18 protein-coding genes are annotated in these 12,979 nt (G+C 70.9%); 8 read left to right on the top strand and 10 right to left on the bottom strand.

Translation table 11 applies throughout. The features are described 5' to 3' along the window. Nucleotides 1–375, bottom strand: coding sequence for a VOC family protein (locus tag AB6V31_RS03660; protein WP_369364159.1), 375 nt, complete (start codon nucleotides 373–375; stop codon nucleotides 1–3). A gap of 93 nt (nucleotides 376–468) precedes the next feature. After that, nucleotides 469–1,164 (bottom strand): helix-turn-helix transcriptional regulator, encoded by a 696-nt coding sequence (locus tag AB6V31_RS03665; RefSeq protein ID WP_369364160.1) that lies wholly within the window; start codon nucleotides 1,162–1,164, stop codon nucleotides 469–471. Nucleotides 1,165–1,327: 163 nt separating this feature from the next. Here AB6V31_RS03665 and AB6V31_RS03670 point away from each other — a divergent pair, with 163 nt between their 5' ends. Both AB6V31_RS03670 and AB6V31_RS03675 read left to right on the top strand, forming a co-directional pair. Continuing rightward, nucleotides 1,328–1,732: a hypothetical protein gene (locus AB6V31_RS03670; protein ID WP_056227953.1), complete on the top strand. Its 405-nt coding sequence runs from the start codon at nucleotides 1,328–1,330 to the stop codon at nucleotides 1,730–1,732. Beyond that, a complete protein-coding gene (locus AB6V31_RS03675) occupies nucleotides 1,719–2,075 on the top strand; it encodes a hypothetical protein (protein WP_056227950.1) in 357 nt (118 codons plus the stop codon). Before AB6V31_RS03670 ends, AB6V31_RS03675 begins: the two co-directional genes overlap by 14 nt. A 15-nt stretch (nucleotides 2,076–2,090) precedes the next feature. Here the strand turns inward: AB6V31_RS03675 and AB6V31_RS03680 are convergent, their stop codons facing one another. Both AB6V31_RS03680 and AB6V31_RS03685 read right to left on the bottom strand, forming a co-directional pair. Continuing rightward, on the bottom strand, nucleotides 2,091–2,804 hold the full coding sequence (locus AB6V31_RS03680) for a TetR/AcrR family transcriptional regulator C-terminal domain-containing protein (protein WP_056227947.1): 714 nt from the start codon (nucleotides 2,802–2,804) through the stop codon (nucleotides 2,091–2,093). 103 nt (nucleotides 2,805–2,907) lie between these two features. Continuing rightward, nucleotides 2,908–3,735, bottom strand: a complete 828-nt coding sequence (locus AB6V31_RS03685) for an SDR family NAD(P)-dependent oxidoreductase (protein ID WP_369364163.1) — start codon at nucleotides 3,733–3,735, stop codon at nucleotides 2,908–2,910. A 189-nt stretch (nucleotides 3,736–3,924) separates the two neighbouring features. Here AB6V31_RS03685 and msrB point away from each other — a divergent pair, with 189 nt between their 5' ends. Both msrB and msrA read left to right on the top strand, forming a co-directional pair. Then, the gene (msrB, locus tag AB6V31_RS03690; RefSeq protein WP_074694357.1) at nucleotides 3,925–4,383 is read left to right on the top strand and encodes a peptide-methionine (R)-S-oxide reductase MsrB; all 459 of its coding nucleotides are present in this window, start codon (nucleotides 3,925–3,927) and stop codon (nucleotides 4,381–4,383) included. 53 nt (nucleotides 4,384–4,436) lie between these two features. Then, nucleotides 4,437–4,991 (top strand): peptide-methionine (S)-S-oxide reductase MsrA, encoded by a 555-nt coding sequence (gene msrA / locus AB6V31_RS03695; protein ID WP_056227938.1) that lies wholly within the window; start codon nucleotides 4,437–4,439, stop codon nucleotides 4,989–4,991. 48 nt (nucleotides 4,992–5,039) lie between these two features. On the opposite strand, the gene AB6V31_RS03700 is transcribed toward msrA, so the two are convergent. Genes AB6V31_RS03700 through AB6V31_RS03710 form a run of 3 tightly spaced genes read right to left on the bottom strand, consistent with a single transcriptional unit; the run spans nucleotide 5,040 to nucleotide 7,233 of the window. Then, the gene (locus tag AB6V31_RS03700) at nucleotides 5,040–5,567 is read right to left on the bottom strand and encodes an N-acetyltransferase family protein (RefSeq protein WP_369364165.1); all 528 of its coding nucleotides are present in this window, start codon (nucleotides 5,565–5,567) and stop codon (nucleotides 5,040–5,042) included. Then, the gene (locus AB6V31_RS03705; protein WP_369364166.1) at nucleotides 5,534–6,829 is read right to left on the bottom strand and encodes an FAD-dependent oxidoreductase; all 1,296 of its coding nucleotides are present in this window, start codon (nucleotides 6,827–6,829) and stop codon (nucleotides 5,534–5,536) included. The genes AB6V31_RS03700 and AB6V31_RS03705 overlap by 34 nt, the downstream gene beginning before the upstream one ends. Further along, complete coding sequence (locus AB6V31_RS03710) at nucleotides 6,826–7,233, bottom strand: arsenate reductase ArsC (protein ID WP_056227932.1); 408 nt, start codon at nucleotides 7,231–7,233, stop codon at nucleotides 6,826–6,828. The genes AB6V31_RS03705 and AB6V31_RS03710 overlap by 4 nt, the downstream gene beginning before the upstream one ends. Nucleotides 7,234–7,333: 100 nt before the next feature. Between AB6V31_RS03710 and AB6V31_RS03715 the strand changes: the two genes are divergently transcribed. Next, nucleotides 7,334–7,684, top strand: coding sequence for an ArsR/SmtB family transcription factor (locus AB6V31_RS03715; protein WP_369364625.1), 351 nt, complete (start codon nucleotides 7,334–7,336; stop codon nucleotides 7,682–7,684). Nucleotides 7,685–7,733: 49 nt separating this feature from the next. Beyond that, nucleotides 7,734–8,969, top strand: a complete 1,236-nt coding sequence (locus AB6V31_RS03720) for an NAD(P)/FAD-dependent oxidoreductase (RefSeq protein WP_369364168.1) — start codon at nucleotides 7,734–7,736, stop codon at nucleotides 8,967–8,969. Nucleotides 8,970–9,090: 121 nt separating this feature from the next. Here AB6V31_RS03720 and AB6V31_RS03725 read toward each other — a convergent pair whose 3' ends face one another. The 3 genes from AB6V31_RS03725 to AB6V31_RS03735 are packed head-to-tail and all read right to left on the bottom strand — an operon-like array spanning nucleotide 9,091 to nucleotide 11,280. Beyond that, nucleotides 9,091–9,591, bottom strand: a complete 501-nt coding sequence (locus AB6V31_RS03725) for an N-acetyltransferase family protein (RefSeq protein WP_369364170.1) — start codon at nucleotides 9,589–9,591, stop codon at nucleotides 9,091–9,093. Continuing rightward, on the bottom strand, nucleotides 9,588–10,550 hold the full coding sequence (locus AB6V31_RS03730; RefSeq protein WP_369364172.1) for a dipeptidase: 963 nt from the start codon (nucleotides 10,548–10,550) through the stop codon (nucleotides 9,588–9,590). The genes AB6V31_RS03725 and AB6V31_RS03730 overlap by 4 nt, the downstream gene beginning before the upstream one ends. Then, nucleotides 10,543–11,280 carry a sulfurtransferase gene (locus AB6V31_RS03735; protein WP_369364174.1) on the bottom strand — a complete coding sequence of 246 codons (738 nt, stop codon included), beginning with the start codon at nucleotides 11,278–11,280 and terminating at the stop codon, nucleotides 10,543–10,545. Before AB6V31_RS03735 ends, AB6V31_RS03730 begins: the two co-directional genes overlap by 8 nt. 113 nt (nucleotides 11,281–11,393) lie before the next feature. Between AB6V31_RS03735 and AB6V31_RS03740 the strand changes: the two genes are divergently transcribed. Both AB6V31_RS03740 and AB6V31_RS03745 read left to right on the top strand, forming a co-directional pair. Continuing rightward, nucleotides 11,394–12,143 (top strand): glycosyltransferase family A protein, encoded by a 750-nt coding sequence (locus tag AB6V31_RS03740; RefSeq protein WP_056227914.1) that lies wholly within the window; start codon nucleotides 11,394–11,396, stop codon nucleotides 12,141–12,143. Further along, on the top strand, nucleotides 12,140–12,973 hold the full coding sequence (locus AB6V31_RS03745; RefSeq protein ID WP_056227911.1) for an endonuclease/exonuclease/phosphatase family protein: 834 nt from the start codon (nucleotides 12,140–12,142) through the stop codon (nucleotides 12,971–12,973). The genes AB6V31_RS03740 and AB6V31_RS03745 overlap by 4 nt, the downstream gene beginning before the upstream one ends. The last annotated feature ends 6 nt before the right edge of the window (nucleotides 12,974–12,979 follow it).

Consider the following 12,979-nt stretch of genomic DNA (forward strand, 5'->3'; position numbering starts at 1 on the left):
TTACCGTGCGACGGGCGGTCTGAACAGGTTCACGACGTTGCCGTCGGGGTCGCGGACCAGCGCGGATCGGTTGCCCCAGGGCATCGTGGTCGGTTCGAGGACGACGTCTTCCCGTTCGAGCGGGAGCGCGGCGAACGCGGCGTCGACATCGTCGACCTCGAACTCGACGAAGACGGATCGGTTGGCCGCGGGAACGAGAGCCCCGTTCAGCATCGCGACGGTGTCCGTGCTCGCGATCGCGAGGGTCGCGCCGGGGCCGCGGAACTGGGCGAAGACGGGGGCGGGCCGTTCGGCCTGCTGGCCGGTGACGCGCTCGTAGAACGCGACGAGGGCGTCGAGGTCGGCGGTGATGATGCGGATGGAGGCGAACGACATGGGTTTCCTTCGGTGGAGTCGACGGGATGAGAGCTCCAGCCTCACCGGGCATCGCGACACCGTCCTGTCGGTGTTTCGCGAAGTCCCGTGAGATCAGTCCTCGACGACCGACCGCAACCGGCCGTACGGGATTGCGAGGTCGGCGGCACGCAGCGCGCGCTGCGGGGGTCGCTCCTCGGTCACCTCGATCGACAGCATCCGGTCTCCCCGGAACGCCCGCACCCCGTCGCGCAGGCGACACCATGCGATGAGGTACCACTGGCCCTCCTTGCCGATGGACCCGAGGGGCTCGACCTCGCGAACCGATTCGGTGCCGCCGGCGTCTTGGTAGCGCAGGCGCACGACGCGATCGGCGCGCAGGGCTGCAGCGAACTCGGGCGGGGCGACGACCTCGTCCTCGCCCTCGAGAAGGTGAACGCGTGAGGCGAGGGCGCTGGCGCGCGCCGCCTCGCCCTTCGGCATGACCGCGAGCATCTTGCGGGCTGCCGTGCGGGCGGAAAGCCGGAACGGGCTGCGCCCGAGGCTGCCGAGACCGATCAGTACCGCGAGCGCCTCGTCGAGCGTGAACCCGGCCGGGCCCAGCGTGGCGGACGCGTCGATCACGTACCCACCGGTGCGGCCGGGCTCCGCCCAGATCGGCAGACCCGCCTGCTGCAGCGCCGAGAGATCCCTTTCGATGGTGCGCACCGACACCTCGAACCGTTCCGCGAGATGACGAGCACTTCGCGGTCGCGGCGAGACGGCCCGCAGTTCCTCCACGAGGCCGTAGAGACGATCGGTGCGGTTCACTCCCCCATCATCCGACGCCTCGTCACCTGGAGCACTCCTCGACGAGTCCGTGAGGTGATGCCACAGATCACGCCTGGAGGGATGCCGTCGCCCGTCTCGAGCGGCGGGGAGGGGAGACCGGGCATCGTGCCGACCAGGTCGACTTACAGCGTAAGCTGATGTCGTGGAACACGAGAGCATCGAGGACTCGCCTCCGCGCCGTTCTCGTGTGCAGCTGCAGGAGTGGGTGCAGGAATTCGTCGATCTCGGGCACCCGATCGCCAGCCGCATCCGCGTTGTCGAGCAGGAAGATGCGGACGGACGTGACACCGGCCTCGTCGTCGTCGAGCTCGCTCACGGCGGCGGATCGGTCTCGCTCGAACCCCGCGGATACGACGATCCCCTGTGGCAGGCCGACCTCACCGGTGGAGACGACGACGTCATGCTGTCGCCCTACGCGCTGGCGGGGCTCGCGGCCGAACTCGTCGTCGCCGGCAACCTCTGCGCTTTCCTGCAGTGGAAATCGCTGGAGTGGGACCGAGCAAGCGGGCGCCACACGGCGGGAGGGGCGACAGATGCCTCAGGATGACGCGCACGAACTCCTGTCGAACATCCTCGACCGTTGCGCCGCCATGGAACGCCCGTTCTGGGAGGTCAGCGCCGAGAAGAGGGCCGAGGTGGCGCGCCACTTCGGGTCTCCCGCGGTGATCATGCGGGTCGGACAGGGGTCCGACGAAGATCTGCGCATCGCCGGCGGAGCCGATCTCTTCCTGGCAACGTCGCTGTTGACCGAGATCGCGATCGAGCTCGCGGAGCAGGCGCACACGGGCCGCAGTCGGTCGGAGGCCGTCTCCGCCATCCGCGCGCGCCTGCGCGCTCTCCTCGGGCCAGCAGCCCACCCCGAAGACGCATCCGATCCGCACCGCGGATGAGGCGCGGACCCGCCTTTACTGGGACAGCTGACGGTCCAGTCGGTCCAGCAGCGCCTCGAGCGATTCCTCGAACTCGTCCTCGGAGCGATCCCTGCTGAGAAGACCGCGCAGTCTCTGCACGTGAGGAGTGTCTGCGAGCTCCTTCTCGGCGTCGCCCTGTCCGATCGCGGCTCCGCCCTCGTCGAGCGGTTCCTCGACCGGCGCGGTCTCGGCGCCGCGCACGGCCGCTTCAAGGAGCAGGTTTCCAAGGAGGAAGCTGCTGAACGAGCGGTAGGCCCTCACAGCCTGCTCATCATCGAAGCCGAAACCGATCATCGCCGTGAGGAAATGCTCCACTACCTCCACGCTCCGCAACGGCGGGCGCAGCCAGGGCGCCGCCGGGTGACGAGTGGCGACAAGGGGGAACGCCTTCGGGTGTTCGATCGCGATGCGACGGACTTCGTGGGCGACGACCTGGAGATACCGCTGCCACCCGTTGTCTTCCGCCACGAGTAGTGCGTCGGTGAGGCCCCGCATGAGCCGATCGACGACGCCCTCGAGAAGGTCTTCTCGGCCGTTCACGTACCGGTACAGCGACATGGCCTCGACCCCGAGCGCTTTGCCGAGATGGCGCATCGACAGCTCGTTGAGACCTTGCTCGTCGATCAGCGACAGGGCCACATCGAGGATCGCGTCCCGGCTGAGCCGAGGGGCGGTCGTCCGTTCGGTGTCCACGATGTTCTCGCCCATGTCCCACTCTCCGTGCGTAGAACACCATCGTGGCCGAAATCGGCTCCCCACGGAGGTCGCTTGCCCCTCGGGCGAGGTGTGCGCTAGCCCGCCGTCGTCGGGGTCAGTCGTCGAGGCCGACCAGCACCGCGCTGCGTTCCCACAGCTGCCGCGCGACCAGGGGGTCGTCGGCGATGCGGTTGGTCGTGGCGGGCTTGTTGTTCGAGTAGAAGCCTCCGGGGGTCCAGTCGACGCCCGGCTTGCCGAGCGCGAGCCAGGTCAGACGTGCGCCGCCCACCGCGGTCGAGGTCATGAGGCTCTTCGCGAGCGGGCCCCCGTAGAGGAACTTCCACGGCCCATCGCTCGACGATCCGAAGTTCGAGGCGATGACGCCGGGGTGGAAGGCCACGGCCGAGATACCCTGGTCGCCGAACCGGCGGTTGAGTTCCTTGGTGAACAGCACGTTCGCGAGCTTCGCGTTGCCGTACGCCGCGGTCGAGGAGTACCGGCGCTCACCCTGCAGGTCGTCGATGTCGAAGCGGGGGAAGAGTTTCGCCGCGGCGCTCGAGGTCTGGATCACCGAGGCGTCCGACTCGATGAGGCGCTCGCGCAGCAGGTTGGTGAGCAGGAACGGCGCGAGGTGGTTGACCTGGAAGGTCGTCTCGTAGCCGTCCTTCGTCAGGGTGCGCTCGCCGAAGACCCCGCCGGCGTTGTTGGCGAGCACGTCGATACGGGGATACTTCTCGAGGAGGGATGCCGCGAGCTCCCGCACCTGCGCCAAGTCGCTGAAGTCGGCGACGAACGAATCCACCCCGAGCGACCGCGCGACACGGCCGGTCTTGTCGGGATTGCGCCCGACGACCACGACCTCCTCGCCCACCTGCGTGAGCTGCTTCGCGGCTGCGGCGCCGATGCCGTCGCTGGCTCCGGTGATGACGATGGTGCGGGTCATGCGAACCTCCTGGGTCGAAGAGCGCCACGCTACTGCGGGCACTGATGTGAACGTCGGGGCTTGCCCACGGCATCCGGGATCGAAAAGAACTCACAGCCCGCTCCCAGCCCCGCGGGACCAAAACCGGCGGGTCCCGCGTTCTTACCCATGACGCCCGACACAGGGCGACATGACGAAGGGACACACACCGTGAGCACGGAGTACCGGAAGACGTCGGAGGCCCTCAGCCGCCTCACCGACCGCCAGTTCGCCGTCACGCAGGACGACGCCACCGAGCCGCCGTTCCGCAACGAGTACTGGGACAACCACGAGGACGGCATCTACGTCGATGTCGTGTCGGGACAGCCGCTGTTCTCGTCGACCGACAAGTTCGAGAGCGGATCGGGCTGGCCGAGCTTCACCAAGCCGATCGACGACGCCGCCGTCGTGAACAAGACCGACCGTTCGCTGTGGATGACGCGCACCGAGGTCCGCTCGGCCGGAGCCGACAGCCACCTCGGACACCTCTTCGACGACGGCCCCCGCGACCGCGGCGGACTGAGATACTGCATGAACTCGGCCGCGATGCGGTTCGTGCCCGTCGCGGAGCTCGAAGCGCAGGGGTACGGCGCCTACCTCCCCCTGTTCCGTGAGAGCCGAGCCTCATGAACCTCTTCTCTTTCCTCACCCGCAGCAGCGTCAACCGCAGAAGGAGCACCACCATGACCAGCGGACCCACCGACTCCGGCGAGATCACCCGCCGCCCCGGCACCGAGACCGCCGTCCTCGCGGGCGGATGCTTCTGGGGCGTCGAAGACCTCATCCGCCGCCAGCCCGGCGTGCTCGACACGCGCGTCGGCTACACCGGCGGCCAGAACGACCACGCGACCTACCGCAACCACCCCGGTCATGCGGAGGCCGTCGAGATCGTCTTCGACCCCACGCAGACCTCGTACCGCGACATCCTCGCGTTCTTCTTCCAGATCCATGACCCGTCGACCCTGAACCGTCAGGGCAACGACATCGGCACGAGCTACCGCTCAGCGATCTTCCCGCTCTCGCCCGAGCAGGAGAAGGTCGCGCGCGACACGATCGCGGACGTCGACGCGTCGGGCATCTGGCCCGCGAAGGTCGTCACCACGATCGAGCCCGAGGCGCCCTTCTGGGAGGCCGAGCCCGAGCACCAGGACTACCTGATCCGCATCCCCAACGGCTACACGTGCCACTTCGTGCGTCCCGGGTGGGTGCTGCCCAAGCGCGAGGAAGCCTCCGCGTAAGTCGCTTTTCGGGGCCCGGATGCCATGGCATCCGGGCCCTTTCTCATGTCAGGCGACCGTGGGACTGCGTCTTTCGATCAGCACCGTGTCGCGCCAGGTGCCGGCCGCGTCGCGGGCGATGCGCTCGCGGACGCCGACGGTGCGGAAACCGTGGCGTGCGTGCAAGGCGAGCGAGGCGTGGTTGTCGGCGAAGATCGATGACTGGATCGTCCAGACGCCGGCCGCCTCGGTCGAAGCGATGAGGGCGTCGAGCAGCAGGTGACCGATCCCCCGGCCGCGGGCGTCGGCTTCGACGTAGACCGAGTGCTCCACGACTCCGAAGTAGACGGGGCGCGACGACACGGCGGAGACGGCGGCCCAGCCGACGACCCGGTCCTCGCTCACGGCGACGAGCCGATGCGCGGCCAGCTTCGCCCCATCGAACTCGTCCCATGTCGCCGGGGGCGCCGTCTCGAAGGTCGAGTGACCGGTCGCGATGCCCTCCGCGTAGATGCGGTGCACCTCCGGCCAGTCGGCCGCGGCGAGTGGGCGCAGCGACACGCTCACGCGCAGCAGGACCCCGCGTCGGTGGTGCACACGCCCGTCTCGGGCAGCATGAGATCGACCTGTCGTGCCGCCGTCCGGTCGCCGGCGAGTTCCGCCGCGATCGAGCGCACCTGCTCGTACCCGGTGAGCAGCAGGAACGTGGGCGCCCGCCCGTACGACTTCATGCCCGCGAGGTAGAAGTCGGGCTCGGGGTGCGTCAGTTCGGCGACCCCGTGCGGCGGCACGGAGCCGCACGAGTGCAGGTTCGGGTCGATCAGCGGGGCGAGCGCCCGCGGTGCCTCGACGATCTCGTCGAGCCCCACGCGGATCTCGCGCAGCATCGTCAGGTCGGGGCGGAAGCCGGTGGCGTTGACGACCACGTCGATCTCGAGGGAGAACGCCTCTCCCGCTCGTCGGCCGCTGACGCACACGCCGTCGCCGGAGAGCCGCACGTCGTCGATCTCGAACGCGGCGATTTGCTCGACGGCGCCCTCGTCGACCAGGCTGTGCACCGCCGTGCCGAGGCGTCCGCGCGCGGCGAGGTCGTCGGTCGCGTCGGCGGCGAGGCGGGCGGTTCCCTCGTTGCGGACAGCCCAGGCGATGCGCGTCGTGGGCTCGTCTGCGGCGAGCGCGGCGAGGGCGATCAGGGTATTCGCCGCCGAATGCCCCGCGCCGACGACGAGCACGCGTCGACCGGCGAACCGCGCGCGGTCGCGTCCGCGCACATCGGGGAGCGCCGTCGTCACGCGATCACCGAGGTCGTCGTGGGCGAGACCAGACGACAGCAGCGACCGCGGTGAACTCGTGGTGCCCGAGGTGTCGATGACCGCGCGAGCCGTGGCATCCGTCGTCCCGTCGGTCGTGCGCAGTCGCAGCGCGAAGGGAGTGGCCGCCCGACCCACCGACCGCGTGCGGTCCATGCCCTGGCGGGCGACGGCCTCCACGCGCGTTCCGTACCGGATGACGGATGCCAAGGCGGCGGTGCGCGCGAGGGGTTCGAGGTAGCCGTCGACCAGCTCGTCTCCGGTGGGCAGGCCCTCGGCATCCGGGGCGGTCCATCCCTCGGCCTCGAGCAGACGGCGAGCTGCGGGGTCGACGACGTAGCGCCACGGCGAGAACAGGCGCGTGTGCCCCCACGCGCGAACGGCGGCGCCGGCGGTGTCGCCCGCTTCGAAGACGACGACGGGCAGCCCGCGTTCGATCAGGTGCGCTGCGGCCGCGAGGCCGACGGGGCCGGCGCCGATGATCGCGATGGGCAGACCCGCGCGGCGATCGGCCTCGCGCCGCGGTGGGACCGTGAGGGTCAGGCTCATGCGTCGACCCCGAGCTCGCGCAGCAGCGTGGTCACCCGCGCCTTGATGTCGTCGCGGATCGGGCGCACCTCGTCGAGGCCTTTGCCGGCCGGGTCGGTCAGTTCCCAGTCTTCGTAGCGCTTGCCGGGGAAGATCGGGCACGCGTCTCCGCAGCCCATCGTGATGACCGCGTCGGAGGCACGCACGTCGTCTGTGAGCAGCAGCTGCGGCACCTCGGCGCTGATGTCGATCCCCTCTTCGGCCATCGCGGCCACCGCCATGGGGTTGAGGGCGTCGCCGGGGGCGCTGCCACCGGACAGCACGCGCACGCGGTCGCCGCCCAGGGCGCGCGCGTAACCGGCGGCCATCTGCGAGCGGCCGGCGTTGTGCACGCAGACGAAGAGGATGGTGGCGGTGTCGGACATGGCGCTTCCTTCGGGTCGGGACGAACGGGAACAGCATGACGCAACACATCGACGCTCGTCAATATTGACGTTCATCGATGTGAAGACGATGATGGATGCCATGACCTCGACCCTCGCACTGCCCCTGCTCGACTCCGCCTGCTGCGTCTCGTCGGGCGATGCCGCGATGGCCCCGGCCGAAGCGGAGACGCTGGCGAAGACGCTCAAGGCGCTCGCCGATCCGGCGCGGCTGCGGATCGTGTCGATCATCGCCGCGCAAGACGCCGGCGCCACGTGCGCGTGCGACCTGCAGGAACCCCTCGGCCTCTCGCAGCCCACGGTCTCGCACCACACGAAGGTGCTGGTCGATGCCGGCATCCTGACCCGCGAGAAACGCGGCACCTGGGCGTACTTCTCGCTCGTGCCGGGCGCTCTCGACAACGTCGCCGCAGCCATCGCGCCCCGTCGCTGACGCTCGCAACCCCCGCGTCCGCTCGCGTTCGCCTGCCTAGGCTCGCGGCATGAACGAGTACGACGTCGTCGTGGTGGGAGCAGGGCTCGCGGGACTCCGCGCCGCGACCCGACTGGCCGAGGCCGGGCGCGACGTCGTGGTGCTCGAGGCGAACGACGCGGTCGGCGGGCGCGAGCGCACCGACGTCGTCGACGGGTTCCGCCTCGACCTCGGCTTCCACGTGCTGAACCCGGCGTACCCGGCCGTGCGGCGCTGGGTCGACGTCGACGCCCTCGCGCTCCGGCGCTTCCCGGTCGCCGTCGGCGTGCGGTTGGACGACCGGGTCGCGCGATTGGCGCACCCGCTGCGGCATCCGGGATCGATTCCCGCGACGCTGCGCTCGGGCCTGGTGCGGCCCGCCGACCTCGCCGCGCTGATTCGCTGGGCGGGACCGACGGTGCTCAACGCCCGAGCGGCCAAGAAAGGCCGCGACTTCTCGCTCGACGAGGGCTGGGACCGAGCAGGCCTCCGCGGCCCCCTCCGCGAGGCGGTGCTCGAGCCCTTCCTCGCCGGGGTGATCGCCGATGCCCGGCAGGCGACCTCCGACGCCTTCGTGCGTCTGCTCATCCGCAGCTTCGCGCTCGGGCGTCCGGGCGTTCCCGCGGCGGGGATCGGCGCCCTCCCCGCGCAGCTCGCAGACACCGCGCGGCGTGCGGGGGTCGGCATCCGCCTCTCGCACCGCGTCGTCTCGACCCGCAGACGCGCGCACGGCTGGCATCTCGGAGTGGAGGGGGCGGATGCCGTGACCGCCCGCACCGTCGTGCTCTCGAGCGGCCTGGACCACGCCCTCGACGCCCCGCACCCCCGCACGCGCGGCCTGCAGACCTGGTGGTTCGCCGCCGACGAGGCACCCTCGGCCGATGCCGCGCTACGCGTCGACGGACGCCGCCGCGGGCCGATCGTGAACACAGCGGTCATGACCAACACCGCGCCGACGTACGCCCCGCGCGGGCAGCACCTCATTCAGGCGACCTGCGTCATGCCCTCCGTCGCCGCCGAGGACGAGGTGCGGCGCCAGCTCGGCGAGGTGTGGCAGGCCGACACCCGGCCGTGGCGCCTGCTGCGCCGCGACGACATCACTCACGCGCTCCCCGCGCAGGATCCGCCGCTGCGCCTGCGCCTCCCCGTGCGCCTCGACGACGGCCGCTACCTCGCCGGCGACCACCGCGACACCGCGTCGATCCAGGGCGCGCTGGTGTCGGGGCAGCGCGCCGCCGAGGCGGTGCTGGCCGACCTCGCGCGGTGAGCGGGCGGCGTCGCGATCAACCCAGGCCCGGTTCGGGGCGGATCCCGTCGCTCGGGGCGGGAATCATCCGCCCCGACCTGCAGGATGCGCCCCGAAACCCGACGAACCGCCCCGCAGAGCGCTACCCCCGCGCCGCGAGCGCCGTCAGCGCGTCGCCCGTGACGCGGCGGGTCGTCCACTCCTCCATCGCCTCGGCGCCGAGCGCGCGGTAGAAGCCGATCGCGGGCTCGTTCCAGTCGAGCACCGTCCACTCCAGGCGCGAGTACCCCCGGTCGAGGCACTCGGCGGCGAGCGCGGCCAGCAGGGCCACGCCGTAGCCGTTCGCGCGGTACTGCTCGTGCACGTACAGGTCTTCGAGCCAGATACCGTGGCGTCCGGTCCACGTCGAGTAGGTGAGGAACCAGATCGCGATCGCCCGGATGCCACCTTCAGGCCCCTCCACGACGAAGGCGAACGCGCGGGGGTCGTCGCCGAACAGCGTGTCGGTGAGCATCGCGGCGGTGTTGTCCACGGCATCCGGCTCGCGTTCGTAATCGGCGAGCGCCTGGATACACGCGAGGATGCCCTCTTCGTCGCCCGGGCGAGCGGGACGCAGGACGACGCCGTCACGGAGTTTGGTCATGACAGGGGCTCCCAGCTCTGGGCCGCGACGCGGCGGAAGTTCCCGCCGAGCACCGCGGCGACGTCGGTGTCGTTCCATCCTCGCGCGGCGAGCGCGGAGCCGAGGAGGACGAAGGTCTCGGGCGGCATCCACTCCATCGGACCCCAGCGGGTGTAGCTCGCGTCGTACAGCTCCGGCATCCGCGCAATCTCGTCGCGGAAGGTCTCCCAGTCGAACGAGAAATCGGTGCTGACCCCGACGTGACGGATGCCGACGACCTCGACGGCGCGCTCGAGGTGGCGCACCATGGCCTCGAGCGTCGGGGTGTTGGGCCCGAGGAAGATCCCCACCCCGGTGATGCCGACGACTCCCCCGGTGTCCGCTGCCGCTCGCGCCTGGTCGTCGGTGATGTTGCGCGGGTGCTCCCACACGGAGCGCAGGTTCGAGTGGCTGAACACCACCGGGCGGGTCGACGCGGCGCACATGTCGAAGGTGGTGCGGGCGCCCACGTGCGAGCCGTCGGGAACCATGCCGCGCGCGTTCATCTCGACGACGAGGTCGCGACCCCAGGCCGTGAGGCCGTCGTCGACCGCGTCGAGGCACCCGCCGCCCGCGCGGTTGGCGTGGTTGTAGGCCGGGCCGAGGGTGCGTACTCCCCGTGCGACGAGGGAGGACACGGCATCCAGGTCCCCACCGAGAGGGGCGCAGTCCTCGAGATCGAAGGCGACGGCCGTGTCGCCCCGCGCGGCGATGCGGTCGATGTCGGCGACCGTGGCGGCGAGCTCGAGCCCGTCGACGGCGTCGACCTGCGCGCGGAAGGAGCGGAGGAGGGATGCCGTGAGCTCGGGCGCGTGCGGGGCGTAGCCGACGTTGATCGACACGTAGCCCCCGCCGGCTCCGCGGTAGCGCCGCAGGTCGGTGAGGTCGGCGGTCTCGACGAGTTCGACGCAGGCGTGCTGGTCCCAGAGCACGTCAGGCACCGGCCCGAGCGGCGAGTCCCGCGTCGAGCGCTTCGCGCTCGTCGAAGACGAAGAGGTCGCCGTCCCAGTGCGCGGCGCCCTGTGCGGCGAACCACCCGAGGATCCCGCCCTCGAGCTGGTACGCCTCGAGTCCCTCGTCGCGCAGGTACAGGGCCGCCTTCTCGCAGCGGATCCCGCCCGTGCAGAAGCTCACCACGGTCTTGCCCTCGAGTTCTTCGCGGTGGGATGCCGCGGCATCCGGGAACTGCGTGAACCTCTCGATGCGCCAGTCCATCGCCCCGGCGAAGGTGCCGTAGTCGACCTCGAAGGCGTTGCGCGTGTCGACGAGCACGATCTCCCGCCCCGCGTCGTCGACGCCGGTGTCGAGCCAACGGCGCAGGGTGTCGGGGGTCACGGCGGGCGCGCGACCGTCCTGCGGACGCACCTCGGGGCGGTCCATGCGGATGATCTCGCGCTTCACCTTCACGAGCAGCTTGCCGAAGGGCACGGCATCCGACCAGCTCTCCTTGGTCTGCAGGGCGGCGAAACGCGCATCGGCGCGCAGGTCGTCGACGAAGCCGCGCACCTCGTCGACTCCGCCCGCGAGGAACAGGTTGACGCCCTCCTCTGCCAGCAGGATCGTCCCCCGCAGTCCTGCCTCCGCTGCCCGCGCGCGCAGAACCGCTCGCAGGGACGCGGGGTCGTCGATGCGCGTGAACAGGTACGCCGAGACGTTGAGGACGGATGCCATGGCATCCACGATACGAAAGGCGAGCGCTGTCAGCCGACGACGCAGGCGTCAAGCCGGGAAACGCCCGCCGCTGATCGCCTAGCGTGGGAGGACTCGTCTCCGGGAGGACCCCCGTGCCCCAAGGCCCCGTCTCGCCGGCCGTCACCGTCTCCGTCGTCATCCCCTGCCGTGACGACGGCGCCCATCTGTGGCGGTGCCTGCGCGCGCTGTCCGCGCAGACCCTCGCCCCGACCGAGATCGTCGTGGTCGACAACGCCTCGACCGACGACAGCGCCGAGATCGCCCGAGCGGCCGGAGTACGTGTGGTGTTCTGCGGGGAGCGCGGCATCCCCGCGGCCGCCGCCACCGGGTACGACGCGGCGCGGGGAGAGCTGATCCTCCGCCTCGACGCCGACAGCCTCCCCGATCCGACGTGGGTGCAGAGCATGGTCGACGCGCTGGCGGATCCGACCGTGGATGCCGTAACCGGCGGAGCCGTGTTCCACGACGGACCCGCGCGGCGACGCGTCTCGATGGCGCGGCTCTTCCTCGGCACCTATGCCACCTTCGCGACCCCCGCTCTCGGACACACGCCGCTCTGGGGATCGAACATGGCGTTCCGCCGCCGCGCCTGGGAGGACGTGCGCGGCGAGGTGCACCTCGACCCCGAGCTGCACGACGACCTCGACCTCGCGTACCACCTGGGCCGCCGCCATCGCATCGCGCGCGTGTCCGGCGCGCACATGCGTGTGTCGTCGAGGACCGTCGAGCCGCGCCGCTTCGCGCGATGCTTCCGTCGGGGTGCGGGGACCGTCTTCGCGCACTGGCCCGCCGAGATCCCGCCGGCGCGATGGGTGCGCCTGGGGCTGCGGGGTCGATCATGAGCGGCATCCTCTTCCCCGACGTCGAGGCCCCCGATCTGCACGTGATGAGCTTCAACATCCGTCGACGCTTCGACCGGATCACGTGGCCTCCCGCCGACCGGTGGCCCCTGCGCAAGGAGCGACTGCGGACGTTCCTCAGCGCGAACCGCCCCCACCTGCTGGGCACGCAGGAGGCGATGCCCGATCAGGCCCAGTGGGTGCAGGCGTCGCTCGGCTCCGACTACGGCCGCATCGGACTCGGCCGCGGTCCCCGCCGCGACGGGGAGGGCACTCCGCTCTTCTACGACCGCGATCGCATCGAGGTCGAGGACTGGGAGCAGGTCGCCCTGTCCGACACCCCCCGCGTCCCCGGGTCGACCGGATGGGGCAACACCATTCCGCGGATAGCGGTCATCGCACAGGTGCGCGACCTCGCGACCGACGCCCGGTTCACCTTCGTGAACACCCATTTCGACGCGTTCTCGCGCCGGGCTCGCCGCCGCTCGGCCGCGTGGCTGCACGACCTCGTGGCGCGCCGCGAACGCCCGCTACTGTTCACCGCCGACGTGAACGCCCACGTGCGCTCCGGCGAACTGTCGGACATGTTCGCCGACGGCCTGCTCGTCGACACGTGGTCGTACGCCCCCGCCCGCCGGACCGCCGAGTGGGGCACCTTCAACAACTATGCGGCGCCCAAGGTCGGTGCGCGTCGCATCGACGCCCTGCTCGCGACCCCCGACGTGGGCGTGCGCGCGGTCGGCATCGACCCGCGTCCGACCGGCACGCAGTGGCCGAGCGACCATTTGCCGGTGCAGGCGGTCGTGCGCATCCATCCGGCGGCGACGCCATGACGGGCG

Origin of the sequence: Microbacterium sp. 16-032, assembly GCF_041079455.1 — a bacterium.
Classification (GTDB): Bacteria; Actinomycetota; Actinomycetes; order Actinomycetales; family Microbacteriaceae; genus Microbacterium; species Microbacterium testaceum_A.